Consider the following 18,584-nt stretch of genomic DNA (forward strand, 5'->3'; position numbering starts at 1 on the left):
ATTAAAGGATTTTACAACTTCTCTATAAAATAGCTTTTTAACAGTTGTTTTTCTTTTGGGGTCAATGTGCGGTAGCTACCAGCAGGTAAGTCTTCTTCCAGACGAAAGCCACCAAAAGAAATTCGTTTGAGGTAAATCACTTTAACCCCATAGGCTAAAAACATTTTTTTGACCTGATGAAATTTCCCTTCTGAAATAGTCACAGTAGCGCAGCTCTTTTCTGAACTAGAGCTAATAATCTCAAGTCTAGCTGGTTTACAGGTCGTTCCATCTAAAAATACTATGCCTTTTTCAAAAAAAACTGGCGCATCAGCACGAAGTTTATCATTCACTTCCACATAGTAAGTTTTGTCAACGTGGTGTTTGGGATGAAGCATCCTAAAACCTAGTGGACCGTTATTGGTGATAATGACTAAACCTTCGGTGTCACGATCCAAACGTCCAAGAGGATAAAGCCCTTCGCGATAATCATCCTCAGAGATTAAATCAATGACTGTCTGATGTTCTTTGTCTGTTCGAGCTGATACCACACCAGCTGGTTTATTCATCACATAATACACTTCTGATGTATGGTTAATCTCCTTACCAGAAACTGTAATATTTTGGAGATTAGTATCAACATTGAGGTTAGCAGTTGTAATCACTACTCCATCAACTTTTACCTGATGAGATTTAAGCAGTTTTTTTATATCATTTCTAGAACCAATACCTGCTGTGGTCAATAATTTATCTAAACGCATAAACTTATTATAGCAAAAATCATGTATAAGGCGAGTTGATACCGATTCTTGCATCACGAAAATCCAATTACTTTTCTACGAAGTTAAGAAAAATAACATAATGAACAAAAAAAGTACTAAACAATCAAATAAGAGGCCTGTACAATTAACGACTAGTTGCACATGATTTGGAAAACATTTACGCATGAGAATTAATATACCTATACCAACAACAACTCCTAAGGTATTCATGAGTAAATCTGTCACATCAGCCATTCCGATTGTCAAAATATACTGTAACATTTCATAAGACAAGCTCATCATGAAACCAAGTCCAATAACTTTCCAAATTCCAAACTCTTTCCAAATTAGAGGAAAACAACTGCCAAAAGGAGTAAATGCAATTACGTTAAATAGCAATTCAGTAAATACAATTTCTCCATTAACAACTAAGAGTTGAGCAAATGGAATACAATTAACGATTCGAGGTCCGTAGAAAAATGAAACATAGCTTAAATCCGTTTCAAACTTTAATAAAATCTCCCAAGTCAATAATATTAGGTATAGGATGAAAATAGATTTTGTAAATTTCCTATTAGTCATTCTTTTTCTCCTAACCGTTAAAAATATTTTTACCTTTTCATTCTATACCTAACCACTCTCCAAATCAAATTTAAGAGGAATCGTTCTCGTATAGAGCAGATGTCTTGCATTTCCTTATAATATCACTATATAATAATAAAAGAAGTGAAAACATGGGACTTTTACAAGATGGCCAATGGGTTGACCAATGGTACGATACAAAATCTACCGGTGGTAACTTTGTTCGCACAACAACACAATTTCGCAATTGGATTACAAATGATGGTTCTCCTGGGCCAACCGGTACGGGTGGTTTTAAGGCTGAATCTGGTCGCTACCACCTTTACATTTCTTTAGCATGTCCTTGGGCACATCACACTCTCATCATGCGTTCGCTCAAAAATCTCAAAGAGCATATTTCAATCTCAATCGTTAATCCATTGATGTTGGAAAATGGTTGGACTTTTGAAAAAGCTGACGCTGTTATTGAAGATACTGAGTTAAACAGCGACTATCTCTATCAGGTCTATCTAGCAGTAAAAGCTGATTACACAGGACGTGTGACCTTACCAGTCCTTTGGGATAAGAAAACAAAAACCATCGTCAACAATGAATCTGCAAAAATCATCCATATGTTAAATACCGCTTTTGACGATATCACAGGCAATATCGACGATTATGCACCAGAAGAACTTTTAACTGAAATTGATGACATAAATTCCGTTGTTTATTCCAACATTAACAACGGTGTTTATAAGGCTAGTTTTGCTACAACTCAAGAGGTTAATGCAAAGGAAGTCAAAAATCTCTTTGCTGCACTAGACCAATTAGAATAACGACTCTCAACCCAAGATTTCTTAGTTGGTAATCGTTTTACAGAAGCAGATACCCGTCTCTTTACCACACTTGCACGTTTTGACGCCGTTTATTATGGACATTTCAAAACAAATATTCGTCGATTGATTCTTTGGAACTACACTAAACGTATCTACAATATGCCAAGAATTGCTGAAACAGTCAATTTTGACCACATAAAAAAACACGTATTATGGTAGCCATAAAACCATTAACCCAACTGGTATCGTGCCAGTAGGCCAGAATTAGATTGGAATTGATAACATAAAAGTAGGACAAAAATCAGAGCCAAAAACTCTGCTTCTGTCCTACTTTTTCTTCTAACTTATCACAGTTTTAAATCTACAAAGAAACACCAAATTCTTTTAAACTATCTAATTCTTCTTCTGTCAGACGACGATAATCACCTCTGGCTAAATCTGTTGGTAAGGATAAGGGGCCCATGGACAGGCGTTCCAAAGATAATACTTCTTTACCACGACTAGCTACCATGCGTTTTACTTGATGGAATTTCCCTTCACGGATAGTAATATTAACGCGACAACAATTTGCAGTCTCATCTACTGATAAAATCTCAAGACGTGCTGGCTGACAGGTGTAATCTTTTAGGGTTATGCCCTTTTCAAAAGCTAATACGTCAGCGTAGTCCATAATCCCCAAAACGTCTGCAAGGTAATTTTTATCCACATGTTTTTTTGGTGATAACATGGCATGAGCAAGCTGACCATTATTAGTTAATAAAAGGAGCCCTGTCGTATCAATATCTAATCGCCCAACTGGAAAGACCTCCTTATGACGAGCATCATCATCTAAAAGATCTAAAACGGTTCGGTGATGGTTGTCTTCAGTTGCAGAAATGACACCACTAGGTTTATTGAGTAAATAGTAAACAAATTTTTCATAGCTTAGTTGACGATTGAGATAGATGATTTGATCTATCGTTTCATTAATCTGTAGTTTCGATGAAGTTTCAACTTTTCCATTAACAGTTACTTGCTTTTTCTTCAGAATGGTTTTAACTTCTGTCCTAGAGCCTACACCACAATCTACCAAAAATTTATCCAGACGCATGATATTTCCTTTCTTTTCAACTATTATAGCACAAAAAGAGAAGATCATTTGAGATCCTCTCCAAAACTTAGCTTTCTAAAGTTGTTTCATACCTTAAAAATTCATTTTATAATAGTCAGTGATACCTTTAACAATACCATTAGCTAACTTCTCACGATAGTCCACCGTTGCGATTTTTCGATTTTCTTCTACATTTGATAAATAACCAAGTTCTAATAACACCGCTGGCGCTGTTGTCTCACGAAGAACTGCAAAGGTATTGCGTTTAACACCATTATTTTTAGCACCACTTGTTCCAACTACTGAACTTTGGATATTAGAAGCAAGACTCGCACTTAGGCGTAACCGCTCTGCATTATTATGATATGCCTTGTTGATTTTTGCTGGGTATTCTGCATAATATTGATAATAGTAAGTTTCAACACCAGACACTGTTGGTGCAGTTGCAGCATTGTAATGGATACTGATAAACAAGTCTGCATTAGATTGATTTGCCTTTTCAGAGCGAGGTAACAAATCAACAAATTGGTCATCCGAACGTGTTAAAACAACAGAATATCCAAGTGCTTCTAATTTACTCTTCAAACGATTTTGCATATCTAAGTTCAAAACTTTTTCTTGTTGACCATAATAGGTAGCACCAGGATCCGTTCCGCCGTGACCAGCATCTAGATAAATAACCTTATTGACAATTTGATAATTCCCTTGTGACGCTGATCCAACCTGAAGATTTGACATTGTAACATTTAAGTCACTCTCTTGAGCCCCTACAAACTCCCGCCTACCATTGTTTTCAACCATATACAAGTGAACATGATACTTCCCACTACTATATTTATGGTTACTTGCATTCACGGTGATTTTATAGGTTCCATTTTCTTGCTTGTTTGCTATATACCATTGGATATCGTCTTGACCGCGAGTCTCTGACCAAGTTGGTAATTGAACTTCCTTCACACCTATTTTCGATTGAATATCGGAAACAATGACATCAAAAGTTCCTTTTTGATGATTCACATTTTGAATACTTAATATTGCCATCGGTTTAGATATTTCTTTGACTTCAATCTTAGTGTCATCTAAGAAAAGTAATCTCCCCTCAACCGTACGGCCGTAAATGTGAACATGATAAGTACCTGAATCAAAGTTATGGTCTTTACTATTAACAGTTAGACTGTAGCTACCATCTTTTTGTTTTTGACCAGTATACCATTTAATATCGTCTTGACCACCTTTAGAAGACCAGGTTGGAAGAAGAATTGTATTGATATAGCTTGGAATATTCTTCACTGTAACTTCAAAACTTGTATCCGTCAAGGCTTGAATCTGCGTTTCTGCTTTAGGAGTTACAACACGATAGGTGGTATTCGCATTTAAGAAAATATTTTCTACTCGACCAGCATTCCCATAAACATGGATATGATAGAGACCGCTCTCATACTGATGATCCCTGATATTGACTGTCAAGCTATGAGTACCATTCCCTTGATTCTTAGCAATATACCATCTGATATCATCTTGACCATTTTTATCATTCCAAGTCGGAATACGAACCTGATCAATATAACTTGGAACATTGGTTACCGTAACTGTAAATTGATCGTCCGAAACTTTAGTGACTTGAGTCTGTGTTTCTAACTTAGGCTGATTATGACTAACTCCTCCTAAAAAGGTTTTCTTATCACCACTCTCTCCATATAAATGAAGCTGGTAACCTTCTGTTTCAAATTGGTGATGTTCGAGATCAATAGTCACTCTATACGCCCCATCCTCTTGCTTGGAGGGTTGATACCATTTTATATCATCTTGACCATTTTTTGAAGTCCAAGTCGGTAAAAACACCTTATGGTATTTTTGCGGAATATCACGGATTGTCACTTCAAATGTACGATCATTATTAGACTTTATTGTTATGGATGGGGCTTTAGGAACAGGTTGATTATAAATAGCTTGACCGACGAAAACTTTCTTACCATTTGGTTTTCCTTCATAATAGTGAATATGGTAAAGTCCTGTTGAAGATTTATGATTATCCATATCCACAGAAACTTTATAAGTCCCATTGCTTTGCTTTTGTCCTTCGTACCATATCAAATCGTCTTGGCCATTAACCTCAGACCATATCGGTACATAGAGAGCATGAAAATAGCCTGGAACATTTGAAATAGTGATATCAAAGCTTCTCTGACTCGTCGTCGTTATTTTCGTCTCAAGCTGAGGCTGATCTAACATAACTTCTTCTGATCTGATAAAAGTCATTTTACCAGTAACCTTTTGACGAAAATAAGCATGAAAATGGTATAGTCCATACTCCCAATGATTTGTATAGGGAATATTAGCTTGACCATTTTGAAGGTTATACCATTGAATATCATCTTGATTATCTTTATTTGACCAAACAGCCACTAAAAGTTCACTGTCCTTTGGTATATTATCTTGGTAGCTAACGGTCATCATCTCAGTCTTTTGGGTCACTGTTAAGGGATTTGCGACAACAGAAGCAGCTAGAGGCTCTTCCTCCCTTTCAGTTGTAGTTTCGACAGATTTATCTTGAGAGGCTACTTGAGTATTTATAGACAAGTCATAGGTACGTTCTAGGTTAGTAGTTACACTTGAACCGATTTCTTGAGAAGTTAACTCTTCATTGGATAAGCTCACCATATTACTATTAATCAGTTCATTGACTTCTATTTCCTCAACGTCTAAATTCGATTCAAATGAAGTAGAAACAGAGGCTAAATTTCGATTACTTACTGAAGCAGGCGTTGCTAAAGACGTATCTGAGGAAGTAGGATTTTCTTGAGGGACTGATAAACTTTCATCTGCTTGAACTTCAGTATTTGCAAGAAAGAGCGTAAGTAGCAAAGGAATCATTAGATAAGTTTTTAAAGATTTTTCCATCATATCTCCAATATTTTCCGAATATTTTATCATTATAGCATAATTTTATGCGATAATAAAACACTTTTAAAAGAATAAAACAAAGTCAAGCTTTAGAGCTCGTCATTTTTCTTCAATACTACATTTCTAAAATTAGACCAATTACATGTCCATTGGACAATTTAAAATGGATGCTTAAAATTTGCAGAATGTCTAGTTATAGATTTATAATCAACTACTGTGTCAAATTGTCACCACTATAACGTTAAGGAGGTTGATACAAATATCTCAACCTTATCTTTTTGATAGTAATAACAGATTGATGAAATGGTTGATTGGAAGTCTGCAACTGGACACCTCTTTATTTTAGTACCACGCAATCATTAACGGTATCCTGTACGACCGTGAGGACCTTCGTTCATCTTATTTCCAACCTCAAAAGGCTCCCCAAGACTTTTGAGCTATGCGGATGTGGGAGTAAAAACTGTTCATTGGACAGTTTCAGCCCGAGCTTATAAACCAGAGAGCGAGGAAAATCGAAATCATCATTTTTTTGTCGATTTAACGATTTTTTGTCCACTCTCTTTCCTTTATTTTTCGGTTTTAAATGTATATCAATCATTTTATAAGATTTATTTGATACTATCTAATATAACAGTATTAACTAATTAAAATAGCATTCTTTTACTTATTTTGATAAAATGACACAAATAAGAAAAAGCAAGGAATAACTATGGATAGCTTGGAAAATCGAATTTTATCTCACTCTTCTAATGAGCACCGCTTTGACCCAAATCAGCAAAAAGAGTTTTTAGGAACCTTTAGAGAAAGAGTTGTTTTAGCTATTAAAACAACCGATTTAAGTCCTGAATTGTTCAAAAACCTCCCAGATTTTCTAGTCGATTTCAATCAGAATTGGCAGCCTTTAGTAGCTAAAATTTCCTCAGAAATCAACATTTCATCGCAAATGTCCTTGATGAAATTGGCGAAACAGCATAACCTCCCTAGCACGATTGTCCAGGAAAAAGAGGCGACATCTCCTTACGCCTTTATCGTACATTCCGACCATGCCATAAACTTAGAACAAATTGAACCAGTGTTGGCTACCTCCTCCTCAGACAATGCAAGTCCTAAACATAAAAAATTATCCTTTTTTGGAAAATTATGGAAAAAGCGATAATCACAAAATCAAAGCTACAGTGCTAATCCCCCAAAATCGAAGATACAAAAAGAGGTAGGAATTTGATATACTCCCCTTATAGTGGACAGTGAAAAAACAAAAATTCACTAGAAACTAAAAGGGGAGTTCTCGTATGTCAAAAAGAATTCCAAAATCAGTAGAAGAAAAACTAGAGATTGCTAACTTATATTTAGAAAAAGGGAAATCCATTTCAAGCTTAATAAGGGAATATGGCGTCAGTGATACTGCCATTAGAACTTGGGGTCGTAAATACCAACAGCTAGATGTAGCAGGACTAAGAGAAAGTAGAAATTGGATAAGATACTCAAAAGAAGTCAAAGCAACTAGTGAAGGAATCTATTTTTACAATAACGAACGATTTCAAGAGAAGCACAACGGCCTTGCCCCTCTTGAATTGAGGAACAAGGCCGTTGCTTAATCTTTTATTATTTCATTGTCCACTTGACAGGGAGCAGTTTAATTTTCCTAACATCTCTTTTTAAAATCGGATAATCTCACGGCTTTTTTCATAAGAACTCACAAAACGTTTTGTTACTCCCGGCTCAACAATTTCAAGAGCATATGAGATTTCATTGAATGCTGCTTGATAACTAAAATGCATTTGGAAGAGTTCCATTGTACGGTCATAACTTTCTTGAATATTTTGATCAAAGCTACGATAACGATTTGAATACTGAAGTAGTTGCTCTGTTAGGACAGCATCTTGAACAACTTTGTAAGTCACTTCTTCCAAGCTAGACATCGCCTTGGTAGAAACTTCTTTCATTTTATCAACAGTTACCATATCCACACGTCCTCGGCTCAATTCATCACGAAGTGCTTCTAATTGTGAACTTGTAGTAAAAAATTGACTCATAAAATCTTGTGGAATCCCTGGAAGATTACGCTTTTCTATAAAACGCTTAATCGTATGAAGACGATTAATATAAGCTTCTAGCTTATGACGAGCATCAGCTTCACCCTTTTCGGTTCCTTTCAAGCTATCATAAATCGCTAATTGTCCTTCTTCAACATCAGCAATCTTAGATTCTAATTTTTCCAAAACTTTTCGCCATTCAGTGAATGTTTTTTCTTCTTCTGACATATTTTCAAGTGCTGACTGCAATTCATCTACCATATCAGACAAATTCGAGTGATATATTCCCAATTTATTACTAATGCTGTCGCTAAAAATATAGCGTTGTGATAAGCGATTTAACTCATTAATTAGACTAGCATTATTTTCTTTAACATGTGCTAAATATTTTGGCAAACGATTAGTTGCTTTTACAACTTCTTTATGAGCTGCAATTTCACGCTCAAACAAATCATAGAAACCACTTAATCGTTCTTGGATATCTTGACAGCTTGTTTCGGCTTTGACCAATTCGAGTTCTGCCAAATCATCAGAAGTATCACTAATGGCCTCACGAATAGCTTGGAAACCAGATTCAATATTCTCATCAGAAAAATAATAATTTTCTTCTAGTAAACGGCTATAACCTGATTCGAGGTCATCCAACTGATCTGGGAATTCTTCGTCTAATTTAGTTACAATCGGTGGAATTTTCTCAGAAATTTGTCCTAAAGCAATCGTATGTTCTTCGGCTTTTTCTAAAATTTCTGCTGCTTCAATCGGATCTCCTGATGAATTAAGAGTAACAAATTGCGAAAACTCAGACTGAATATGAGATAATTGCTTACTAATCTCTGGCATAGCCTTACCATAATAGTCGGCTTGATTTGCAATTTCCGTTTGTAAGTTTTCATACATATCCAAAGCATAAGTGACGCGTGAACTATTTTTTTCCTCTTGCTCAGCAAGTACTGATAAGGCTTCACGAATAGCTTTAATATCCTCTTCAACAACAGTCAACTGACTTTGAATTCCCTTAATTTCATGTTTTGCCTTTATAAAATTAAAGGTATCATTCAAACTCTCCGCTTCAAAAATATGATTTTCAATATCTGAAAAAGAGTTAAGGGTTAAATCAACCCACTTTTGATTCCACTCTCGGAAAGAAGTTTGACTTTGTCCGATTAAGTGCAAACTTTTGACGTGTTCGATTTCGTCATTGACCGGTAAGTCAAAAAGTTCTTGTTTTTTCTCTTCTAAACTTGCAATCAAGGCATCATTTTTTTTTCTCACAATGACACCAACTAGGTAGGCAATAATAACTAAAATAATTATTGCTACTACGAGTAGAACGATTCCGTTCGACATGGGGCTCTCCTTACATATTTTCTAAAAGGTCTATAACATTACAATTATAGCATAGCTATAACCTCTTTTCAATTAGATGACCAATTTTAAATGTCCAAAGTTGAATAAACTGCGTTTTCTTCAATAAATTCACGACGCGGTTCAACCTTATCCCCCATCAACATATCAAAGATTTTATCTGCCTCAGCAGCATCATCAACTGATACACGCGCCATGAGACGACGTTCTGGATCCATTGTTGTTTCCCAAAGTTGATGATCATCCATTTCACCAAGCCCCTTATAGCGCTGAACTGTTGGTTTTGAACGCCCTACAGTATAACGCGCCAAAGCTTCTTGAAGCTGAGTTTCTTGATCTGCACCTGGTTGAATGTATTCTTTAATTTCAGACCCAACTTTAACCCCATAAATTGGTGGTTGAGCAATGTAGACATATCCTGCTTCTAAGACTGGACGCATAAAGCGGTAAATTAATGTCAATAAAAGGGTGCGAATATGGGCACCATCAACATCAGCATCTGTCATGATAACCAATTTTTGATAGCGAGCTTTTGAAACATCAAAATCAGCACCAAATCCTGTTCCCATAGCGGTAAATAGACTACGAATTTCTTCGTTTGCAAGAATTTTGTCCATCGTAGCTTTCTCAACATTCAAGATTTTACCTCGAATTGGTAAAATAGCTTGATATTCACGGTTACGACCTGATTTTGCCGAACCACCCGCTGAGTCTCCCTCAACAATGAAGAGTTCGTTCATTTCTGCGTTATTTGATGAGCAATCCGCTAATTTTCCTGGAAGGTTGGAAATTTCAAGACCTGATTTTTTACGGGTTACTTCACGCGCACGCTTGGCTGCAATTCTAGCCTTAGAAGCCAAAATTCCTTTCTCAACAATTTTACGAGCCGTTTGAGGGTTTTCAAGTAGAAAACGTTGAAAGGCATCGGAAAAGAGACGGTTAGTGATTTTTACTACTTCAGAATTTCCAAGTTTCGTTTTCGTTTGACCTTCAAATTGAGGATTAGGGTGTTTAACAGAGATTACTGCCGTTAATCCCTCACGTACATCTTCACCAGTCAAATTATCATCTTTTTCTTTAAGAATATTGTTGCTACGCGCATAATCATTGACAACACGGGTCAAAGCAGTGCGGAATCCTTGTTCATGGGTACCGCCTTCATGAGTGTGAATATTATTGGCAAAAGACATGACCGTTTCATGATAGCCTGTTGTGTACTGCATTGCAACTTCAACAGAAATCCCATCCATTTCACCATCAGTATAAATAGGATATTCAAAAATAACATCTTTATTCTCATTGATGTATTCAACGTAAGATGTGATTCCACCCTCATAGTGGAAATCTTTTCTTTGTTCATGACCTTCACGTTTATCAGAAATTGAAATCTTCAAGCCCTTATTCAAAAAAGCTAACTCTTGAATACGTTTGGCTAGTTTAGAGAAATCATATTCTGTGGTCTCTGTAAAAATTTCTGGATCCGGTGTAAAGTGGACGGTCGTCCCAGTGCGATCTGTTTTACCAATGACTTCAAGGTCATCCACAACCACCCCGCGACGATACTCCTGATAATGAATTTGACCATTTTTATGGACACGTACATCTAGTTGGGTAGATAAAGCATTTACTACAGATGAACCAACCCCATGTAAACCGCCTGATACTTTATACCCACCACCGCCAAATTTTCCTCCAGCGTGAAGCACTGTAAAAACTGTTTCAACAGCGGGACGTCCTGTTTTTTCTTGGATATCAACTGGGATACCACGACCATCATCCACAACAGTAATTGAATTATCTGGTTCGATGAAAACATCAATTTGGCTAGCAAAACCTGCCAGAGCCTCATCAATAGAGTTATCAACAATTTCCCAAACTAAGTGGTGGAGGCCTTCTTTCGAAGTTGATCCAATATACATCCCAGGACGCATGCGGACAGCTTCAAGCCCTTCCAGAACTTGAATTTGGCTGGCATCATATTCTTGCGCTAATGCTTCTAAATTTTTATTTTCTTCAGTCATTTAATTCACTAACTCCATCAAGGATTTTTTATTGTCTACTAGCAAGGCAGCGAAGCCCACTGCTTCTCCTGCTTGCCTATCTATATCACGATCACCAATTACTAAGGCGCTTGACATTTGGTATTTTTCTTTTAAGTAAAGCAAGCTCTCCGGATCAGGTTTTCTAGCGAAACCATTTTCTGATGTCACCACTTCGGTAAAATAAGAATTTAGATTCGTGGTTTCCAAAATTGTTAAAACCAATTTATTACGGTGAGAAATTAAAAAATTCCGTCCCCCATCAGCCACTATTTTTGCCAATACATCACGAGCTCCTTTACATAATACTGGTTGTTTCAGATACTCTGCCTCAAGCATTTTGTACTGGTGTAAAAAAGTCTCTTCATTCGGAATAAAGAAGTCCACCGCTTCACGAGTCGATTCTTTTAACTTAACATAAACTTCATCATGCGAAGCCTCTATCCCGTATTTTTTTAAACTAGCAATAAAAGCCTGAGTGGAAACTTCATAGTTATCTAACAAGGTTCCACCTAAATCCCAAATATAATCGTGATAATCCATACCCTTCATTATAACATATTTCTTAGGATTTTCACAGAAAAAAGCAGAGCTAGACACAACCTACGAACGAAGAAAATGCATGTAACTATTTTCTAGCTACATGCATTTTCTTCAAAATATCTTCATACCAATCACATATGCGCATCGGGTTCATACTCTATTTCGCTTATATTATAACAAAATTTCATGATAAAAATATAACTTTTATGAAAAATTGTTATCAGAAAGCGATATTTTCTTCATGCATTTGTCGTGGCAAAAGGAGAAGCTCTACTAGTTTTTTTTAGAAATCTAATGGACAGTATAATTTAAGTCACATTTACACTAATAACAATCATTTGCCAAGTTTATTATGATAAGCCATTGATAAAATCAATCCTACTCCAATTAGATTAGAAATCAACGACGATCCCCCTTGTGAAATAAAAGGAAGAGGAATCCCTGTTAATGGCAAAATTCCTAAAGCTGCACCAATATTTTCAAAAACATGAAAAAGAATCATCATAATAAAACCGACAGCAATAACCGTGTAAAAGCGATTATTAGACTCTAATGTGATACGTAGCATACGATAAAAGAGCCACAAATAACAGACTAAAACAAAGGCAGATCCCACAAAACCAAAATTTTCACCAATAACTGTGAAAATCATATCACTCTCTCGAACAGGAACAGATAATTCTACAATTTTAAACCCTTTACCTAATAGACCACCACTTCCAATAGAAACCAAGCTTTGAGTTTGTTGATAAGCGATTCCTGTCGCATAAGCAAACGGATCTAACCAAGCAGAAATTCGATTGATTTGATAAGTATCCATCCCTAAATTGAAAAGCCACTCACGACCTTGTTCGAAAGAAAAAAGAACAAGAAAACCTACAATTGATAATGCTATGGCAAAGATAATAGGTAGTAAAATCTTCCATGAAATACCAGATAACACAACAACACCAGATAAAATGGCTATAAAAACCAAAGCTGTTCCCAAATCTTTTTGTGCAGCTAATAGGACAAGAACTGGAAATGTTAGCAAAGCATATATCCCCAGCAACTTCCAATCCTCAACAAGTTCTTTCGACTTTCTCTTTTTTTGGAAGACCACTGTCGCTCTTGCCAAAACTAAAATATAGGCAATTTTCATGAATTCGGATGGCTGATAAATGGTTATATTGTTTATTGTTACCCAGTTTTTAGAGCCCGTAGCGGTATATAAACTCGGACTATAAAAAAACAAAGGAAGAAACATAGCTGCAAGTCCCAATATATAAAACCAAGGTGTCGCTTTCCACAAAAATTTTGTATTAAAAAACATCACTACAAAAGCCCCAAACACCCCAAGTGATAGCCAAAGCCCTTGTAACAAAAGAACATTTCCTAAGCGATCAGGATAGTCAACCGCCGTCGCTACATAGACTGACAAAAAGCCTATGACAATCAGAAAAAAAACAGGTAGCAAGAGCGAATAATCAACCCGTTGCTCCCAAGTTTTAAAATGCTTTACCATAACAACCTCTACCTACCCAATTTATAAAACTAAATGCTTATTTATTATAGCACGATTTTTTTATTTTTTCGTTCCACAAATAGATTTTATTCTTTTACTTTAATTAAGCTACATTTTATGAACAAACTTTTCGCCTTAATAAAACTATTTTCCCGTCAATAACGTTCTCCCAAACCTATCTAGTAAAATAGCTCCTAATGGTGCTGTTATTAAAATCCCTAAAACCGCAATAGAGAGAATCAATTTGCCACTACTTAATCCTACTGCCAAAGGAATTCCCCCTATCGCTGCTTGAACAGTTGCTTTGGGAAGATATGCAATCACACAAAAAACTTTTTCGCGAAAGGTAAAGCCTGTTCCAGAAACACAGATAAATACTGCAAAAGCTCTAATAATCAATGTCAGAAAAATCAAAATTACTGCTGCTAAACCTGCTTCACCCACATATCGAACATCGACAATGGCCCCCACACAGATAAAAAGCAGGATCTCACCAATAATCCAAGTATTGCTAAAGAATCTTGAAAAATGGTTAACAACATTTTCACTCATCCCACGGCTCATCTGTATCACCATAACCAAAACAGACAATAATCCAGAAAAAGGTAAAACATGTGAAAATTTAGCTTCAATAGCCATAGGTATAAAGGCAAAGCTCAATAATAACAAACAACGATAAGCAGCCGGCAAGGAACCAAATCTATGAATATCTTTCAGCATATTAACAAAGACAATTCCAAGCATCAAACCAATAATAACGCTGGAAATAATAGATATCGGTATATCCAAGAGGGTAAGTATTCTAAAGTTTCCACTCTGTACCACGCCTAAAAAACTAGTAAAAAGCACAATAACTACTATATCATCTAAGGAAGCTCCGGCTAAAATTAACTGGGGTATTCTCTTTTCCGTGCCGATGTTTTGCTCAATTAAGGCCACCATTCGAGGAACAACAACAGCTGGAGATACGGCAGCCATGACACTTCCCATTAAGGCAGCCTCACTGTAAGAGATATCAAACATTATCGGAGCTAGTAAGATATAAGCCAATAATTCAATACAAGCTGGAACAAAAGCCATCAATACTGCCACCCACCCAATCGTTTTAAAATCTGAAATTTTGATTGTCAGCCCTGCCTTTATCAAAATAATAACCAGAGCTATCTTCCTGATATCGACTGAGTTTTCTAAAATTGAATCGTCTATTACGTTAAAAAAATAAGGACCAATAAGAATACCAGCCAAGAGTAGGCCAATAATCTTCGGTAACTTTACCTTCTCAAATAATAAGCTACTACTGATAGCAGCAAAAAAGATAAAAGCTAAGGATAGTAACATTACATTCCTCCATAAAAATCAAAATCCAAAAGACGCCTACCAATTAATAATTAAAGGCCAAATATAGACATCTCAATTATTAACTGGTAGACGCCATCAGCTTTTCAGCGATGAGAGGATTCTCCTCTTGCGATAGCTAAAATTTTACTTGTAAAGGCCATTAAGCTAGCTTAGACGACTGATAAGCCCGTGATGATTTCATAATATCAGAAAAAGTAGCAACAATAGTTTCTTCAAATTCTTTATTAACCACACGACTAGCAACTTTTTCTAAGACTATTTGTTCACGTGAAGTATCCAAAACAGCTTTACCTGTTGCTTTCTTATAAGCTACCACTTGACTAACTAACGCCATACGTTTTTCTAATAAAGCAACGAGTTGCGCATCAATCATATCAATCTCTTGACGAATTAACTCTAAATCCATAATCATACCCAATCTGTTCCATCCAATAAACGAATTTCGTTTAATGATTCCAACAGCTAAATTTAAATTCCTTTCTATTTGTGATAAAACTTAATGAAATAAAACTTGATTGACCAAATGAATATCACTTTCATTAACAACTAAATAGATAGTAGCGCCAGCTTGCAAGATTGTTCTTCCAGTCACTACCTCACTATTCCCGTGAGAGACTTGAGTTGTAATCAAAACGTCATTAGGAAGTTTCAAATCTGAAACTCGTCGTCCAACTAATTTTTCAGTAACAGGTAGTTCAATCATCGTTGGCTCGCTATTTTCTAAATGACTGACCGGTACCATCTTAGCTAGCATGGCTTCATAAACAGGTTCTCCACCTAGTAAATCCATAGTCAGATAGGCCACTAAAACAACCAAGCCAATAGTCATCAATTGAGACAAATCTCCAACCATCTCCGTCACCAAGATCATAGCTGTCAGAGGCGCTTTAGATACGGCACCAAAATAACCTGCCATACCTAAGATTATAAAAATCGTCAACTGGCTTGTCTGCGCTAGCCCCATTGCTTCCGCTAAAAGGCCAAAAATAAACCCAGACAAGGACCCCAAAGCCAACAACGGGAGAAAAATCCCTCCGGGAAGTCCACTACCGTATGCAATCATGCTCCACACAAAACGAATCACAAGAAATAACAGGGCAATTCCAAGCGTGAACCCACTGTCTGGGAGGTGTAAAATCAAATGATGACCTCCGCCCAATAACTCTGGGAAAAAATAACCAATAGGAACTGTTAAAAGAACTGCTAGAATACCGTAAAACGGAACAGGAAGCTTTAATAAGTTTCCTAAAAATCCATAAACCTTTCCTACTCGCAAAACAGTCCATTCATAGCCATACCCTAAAAATCCTAAGAAAATCCCCATTGGGAGTAAAAGAAGATATTGGCTAAGACGCAACGCTTCAAACCCCTCTGGCATATGAAGAACAGGTGTTAAACCAAAGATATTCAAAGAGATAATATTAGCAACCAAACTAGCCACTAGAGCTGTAATCCAAACCATGCGTGAAAAATGGTGATAAACTTCTTCAATAATAAAAAGAAGTCCTGCTATTGGCGCATTAAAAGCAGCTGAAAGACCTGCCGCGGCCCCGCTAGCAATGAGAACGCGTTTCTCCTTAGGTGTCAACCCTAGATACTCAGATAATCCTTTAGCGGTTACTGCTCCCAACTGAATACTTGGTCCCTCACGTCCTAGCATCAACCCCATAGAAATAGCAAAGCTTCCACCTATAAATTTTTTCCAAAGGACAGACCACCAAGAAACCTGTAAACGCCCCATCAACTCTCCCTCAACATGAGGAATCCCTGACCCTTTAATGTCTGAATCAGACTTAACCAACAATCCAACTAACGAAATCAATACTAAACTAACAATCAAAATCCCCAATAGATAAATAGGTTGACTGGTTACCCTAGTATAAGCATTTAATGTCCATTCTGTAAAAATACCAATTAAGAGACGGAAGAGACTAACTACTATTCCAGCTGAAATGCCAACTAAAATTCCGCGCCAGACAGGCACGAAAAGGTGTTGCGTTGATAATCGAAATTCTTTTTGATGTGTTTTCATAACCCTTCTCAATAATACATAAAGAAGGTCAGAGAAATCCCTAACCTTAATCTTTTATCCTAATTTTGCAGACATTTCTTCAGCAAAAGCCTCAAGATTTTCAATGTCTTCATCCTCTGCTGCCAAATCTACTTTAACAGAGCTTGCACCTTTAGTAGCTCCAGTTAAAGCAAATTGCTCTTCAAATTCGTCCACAGATTTACAGAAGTAATCATAGAAAGTATCTCCTGAGCCAACAACACCAAAAATCTTACCTGACAAATCAACATCTGCCAAATCTTCATAGAAGTCTACAATCTCATCAGGTAAGTCACCATCACCATAAGTGTAAGTTGCCACAATGGCCATATCCGCATCTTCAAAATCTGTTGCATCTACAGTTGTGCACTCATCCACATCAACAGTGTGTCCTAACTCTTCTAGCTTTTTAGCGACGATATCTGCAATTTCCTCTGTATTACCGGTCATACTGGCGTAAACAATTTTTGCTAAAGCCATATCTTTCTATATTTCCTCCAAAGTCAAATTAGTAGTATTATACCATATTTTTAAAGAAATGGGGCGTAAGCTTTGGCAAGTTTTTGTAAAAGTTCTCTTTTTTCAGCATCACTAGCAAAGGAACCTCTAATAGCATCCTGATTATGCTGATAAAAATCGCTAACCGTTGCACTAAAATGGGTTGCATAAAGGGAGTATTCCTTTGCTAAATCGGTATCAGATACTGTACAATTATCTGTGTTAATCGAGATATTAGCCCCCGCTGCTTTTAACTCAAGATAAGGATGATCTGCAATTGTCTCAATTGCCTTCGTTTGTAAATTACTTGTAAGAGCTAGTTCTGCTGTCAAATCTGCAGCAACAAACGACTCAAGCAAGCCTGAAATTTCCATAATAGTTGTTGTATACCCTGTTCGCTTAACACCTACTTGAATAGCATAGGCAATATTCGTCGCACAACCACATTGTTCACCAGCATGCAAGGTCCTATTAATGCCCAAGTTGTGTGCATGCTGAATACCTTTTTCCAAAACCTTTGCTGGGAAATCAACTTCATTTCCTGCAAAATTTGCCCCTACAACGTCGACCTCACCACTTGCTTTAGCTTCTGAAAACATAGACATGGTTGCTTCTAAATCATTTTGTCTCAACCCACATACTATAGCTTTGGCAATAATATCAAATTCTTTTTCGACTCTTTTCAGACCGCAACAGACAGCCTTGATTACTTCTGCAATGGATAATTCCTTATCTGTTGATAATTCTGGTGCAAATCGAATTTCCGTATAAATAACATTTTCTTGTGCAGATTGTCTGACAACATCATAGGCCACTAACTCCAGCGCCTCTTTAGTTTGCAACATTGGGCGAATGAAATCAAAGGTTTTAAGGCAGTCATTTAAACTTGTAATGTCGGCTGGCACTGTGACTAATGTTTTTAACTCATTATCATCCATTGGAATAGAAATAGCTGCCTCTCAGCTAATTGACGAATAGTTGGTAATGATAGCAATCCATCTAAATGACAGTGTAATTCAGTTTTTGCAAGTTGATGTAGGTCTGTGTGTACCATGAGAAAAC

General features: G+C 36.6%; 13 protein-coding genes and 3 pseudogenes. 3 read left to right on the top strand and 13 right to left on the bottom strand.

Going from position 1 to position 18,584, the window contains the following annotated elements; genetic code table 11:
• Positions 1 to 11: 11 nt before the first annotated feature.
• Positions 12 to 740 carry a 16S rRNA pseudouridine(516) synthase gene (locus ACFPQ3_RS10560; RefSeq protein WP_156805611.1) on the bottom strand — a complete coding sequence of 243 codons (729 nt, stop codon included), beginning with the start codon at positions 738 to 740 and terminating at the stop codon, positions 12 to 14.
• Between the two features lie 75 nt (positions 741 to 815).
• On the bottom strand, positions 816 to 1,322 hold the full coding sequence (locus ACFPQ3_RS10565) for a VanZ family protein (protein WP_156805612.1): 507 nt from the start codon (positions 1,320 to 1,322) through the stop codon (positions 816 to 818).
• 152 nt (positions 1,323 to 1,474) lie between these two features.
• Here ACFPQ3_RS10565 and ACFPQ3_RS10570 point away from each other — a divergent pair.
• Positions 1,475 to 2,405 (top strand): annotated as a pseudogene (locus ACFPQ3_RS10570) (glutathione S-transferase family protein).
• Between the two features lie 93 nt (positions 2,406 to 2,498).
• Here ACFPQ3_RS10570 and ACFPQ3_RS10575 read toward each other — a convergent pair.
• Both ACFPQ3_RS10575 and ACFPQ3_RS10580 read right to left on the bottom strand, forming a co-directional pair.
• Positions 2,499 to 3,227 (bottom strand): pseudouridine synthase, encoded by a 729-nt coding sequence (locus ACFPQ3_RS10575; RefSeq protein WP_156805613.1) that lies wholly within the window; start codon positions 3,225 to 3,227, stop codon positions 2,499 to 2,501.
• Between the two features lie 93 nt (positions 3,228 to 3,320).
• A complete protein-coding gene (locus ACFPQ3_RS10580) occupies positions 3,321 to 6,128 on the bottom strand; it encodes a GBS Bsp-like repeat-containing protein (protein WP_162012799.1) in 2,808 nt (935 codons plus the stop codon).
• A gap of 712 nt (positions 6,129 to 6,840) precedes the next feature.
• Between ACFPQ3_RS10580 and ACFPQ3_RS10585 the strand changes: the two genes are divergently transcribed.
• Positions 6,841 to 7,287 (top strand): DUF1694 domain-containing protein, encoded by a 447-nt coding sequence (locus tag ACFPQ3_RS10585; protein WP_156805615.1) that lies wholly within the window; start codon positions 6,841 to 6,843, stop codon positions 7,285 to 7,287.
• A 133-nt stretch (positions 7,288 to 7,420) separates the two neighbouring features.
• Positions 7,421 to 7,576 (top strand): annotated as a pseudogene (locus ACFPQ3_RS10590) (transposase); the annotation flags it as partial.
• Between the two features lie 210 nt (positions 7,577 to 7,786).
• Here the strand turns inward: ACFPQ3_RS10590 and ezrA are convergent.
• The 9 genes and pseudogenes from ezrA to add all read right to left on the bottom strand — a co-directional run bounded on the left by ezrA (position 7,787) and on the right by add (position 18,576).
• Positions 7,787 to 9,511, bottom strand: a complete 1,725-nt coding sequence (ezrA, locus tag ACFPQ3_RS10595; protein WP_156805617.1) for a septation ring formation regulator EzrA — start codon at positions 9,509 to 9,511, stop codon at positions 7,787 to 7,789.
• Between the two features lie 86 nt (positions 9,512 to 9,597).
• Positions 9,598 to 11,550 carry a DNA topoisomerase (ATP-hydrolyzing) subunit B gene (gyrB, locus tag ACFPQ3_RS10600; protein ID WP_156805618.1) on the bottom strand — a complete coding sequence of 651 codons (1,953 nt, stop codon included), beginning with the start codon at positions 11,548 to 11,550 and terminating at the stop codon, positions 9,598 to 9,600.
• Positions 11,551 to 12,111, bottom strand: a complete 561-nt coding sequence (locus ACFPQ3_RS10605; RefSeq protein ID WP_156805619.1) for an HAD-IA family hydrolase — start codon at positions 12,109 to 12,111, stop codon at positions 11,551 to 11,553. It abuts the gene before it with no gap.
• Between the two features lie 334 nt (positions 12,112 to 12,445).
• Entirely contained in the window at positions 12,446 to 13,615 is a 1,170-nt protein-coding gene (locus ACFPQ3_RS10610) for an FtsW/RodA/SpoVE family cell cycle protein (protein ID WP_156805620.1), read from the bottom strand.
• Between the two features lie 144 nt (positions 13,616 to 13,759).
• Positions 13,760 to 14,953 carry a cation:proton antiporter gene (locus ACFPQ3_RS10615; protein WP_156805621.1) on the bottom strand — a complete coding sequence of 398 codons (1,194 nt, stop codon included), beginning with the start codon at positions 14,951 to 14,953 and terminating at the stop codon, positions 13,760 to 13,762.
• A 160-nt stretch (positions 14,954 to 15,113) separates the two neighbouring features.
• Positions 15,114 to 15,380, bottom strand: a complete 267-nt coding sequence (locus ACFPQ3_RS10620; protein WP_156805622.1) for a chorismate mutase — start codon at positions 15,378 to 15,380, stop codon at positions 15,114 to 15,116.
• 90 nt (positions 15,381 to 15,470) lie between these two features.
• Positions 15,471 to 17,006, bottom strand: coding sequence for a ClC family H(+)/Cl(-) exchange transporter (locus ACFPQ3_RS10625; RefSeq protein ID WP_156805623.1), 1,536 nt, complete (start codon positions 17,004 to 17,006; stop codon positions 15,471 to 15,473).
• Positions 17,007 to 17,060: 54 nt separating this feature from the next.
• Positions 17,061 to 17,504, bottom strand: coding sequence for a flavodoxin (locus ACFPQ3_RS10630; protein WP_156805624.1), 444 nt, complete (start codon positions 17,502 to 17,504; stop codon positions 17,061 to 17,063).
• A gap of 50 nt (positions 17,505 to 17,554) precedes the next feature.
• Positions 17,555 to 18,576 (bottom strand): annotated as a pseudogene (add, locus tag ACFPQ3_RS10635) (adenosine deaminase).
• Between the last annotated feature and the right edge of the window lie 8 nt (positions 18,577 to 18,584).

The sequence above is a fragment of the Streptococcus caledonicus genome, from assembly GCF_042656225.1.
In the GTDB taxonomy this organism is placed as follows: Bacteria; Bacillota; Bacilli; order Lactobacillales; family Streptococcaceae; genus Streptococcus; species Streptococcus caledonicus.

Bases quoted from the DNA above. Each gene is read 5' to 3' on its own strand.
- ACFPQ3_RS10585 (WP_156805615.1), top strand. From the start codon at position 6,841: ATGGATAGCTTGGAAAATCGAATTTTATCTCACTCTTCTAATGAGCAC.
- ACFPQ3_RS10620 (WP_156805622.1), bottom strand. From the start codon at position 15,380: ATGGATTTAGAGTTAATTCGTCAAGAGATTGATATGATTGATGCGCAA.
- ACFPQ3_RS10625 (WP_156805623.1), bottom strand. From the start codon at position 17,006: ATGAAAACACATCAAAAAGAATTTCGATTATCAACGCAACACCTTTTC.
- ACFPQ3_RS10605 (WP_156805619.1), bottom strand. From the start codon at position 12,111: ATGGATTATCACGATTATATTTGGGATTTAGGTGGAACCTTGTTAGAT.
- ACFPQ3_RS10580 (WP_162012799.1), bottom strand. From the start codon at position 6,128: ATGGAAAAATCTTTAAAAACTTATCTAATGATTCCTTTGCTACTTACG.
- ACFPQ3_RS10630 (WP_156805624.1), bottom strand. From the start codon at position 17,504: ATGGCTTTAGCAAAAATTGTTTACGCCAGTATGACCGGTAATACAGAG.
- ezrA (WP_156805617.1), bottom strand. From the start codon at position 9,511: ATGTCGAACGGAATCGTTCTACTCGTAGTAGCAATAATTATTTTAGTT.
- ACFPQ3_RS10560 (WP_156805611.1), bottom strand. From the start codon at position 740: ATGCGTTTAGATAAATTATTGACCACAGCAGGTATTGGTTCTAGAAAT.
- ACFPQ3_RS10615 (WP_156805621.1), bottom strand. From the start codon at position 14,953: ATGTTACTATCCTTAGCTTTTATCTTTTTTGCTGCTATCAGTAGTAGC.
- ACFPQ3_RS10610 (WP_156805620.1), bottom strand. From the start codon at position 13,615: ATGGTAAAGCATTTTAAAACTTGGGAGCAACGGGTTGATTATTCGCTC.
- gyrB (WP_156805618.1), bottom strand. From the start codon at position 11,550: ATGACTGAAGAAAATAAAAATTTAGAAGCATTAGCGCAAGAATATGAT.
- ACFPQ3_RS10565 (WP_156805612.1), bottom strand. From the start codon at position 1,322: ATGACTAATAGGAAATTTACAAAATCTATTTTCATCCTATACCTAATA.
- ACFPQ3_RS10575 (WP_156805613.1), bottom strand. From the start codon at position 3,227: ATGCGTCTGGATAAATTTTTGGTAGATTGTGGTGTAGGCTCTAGGACA.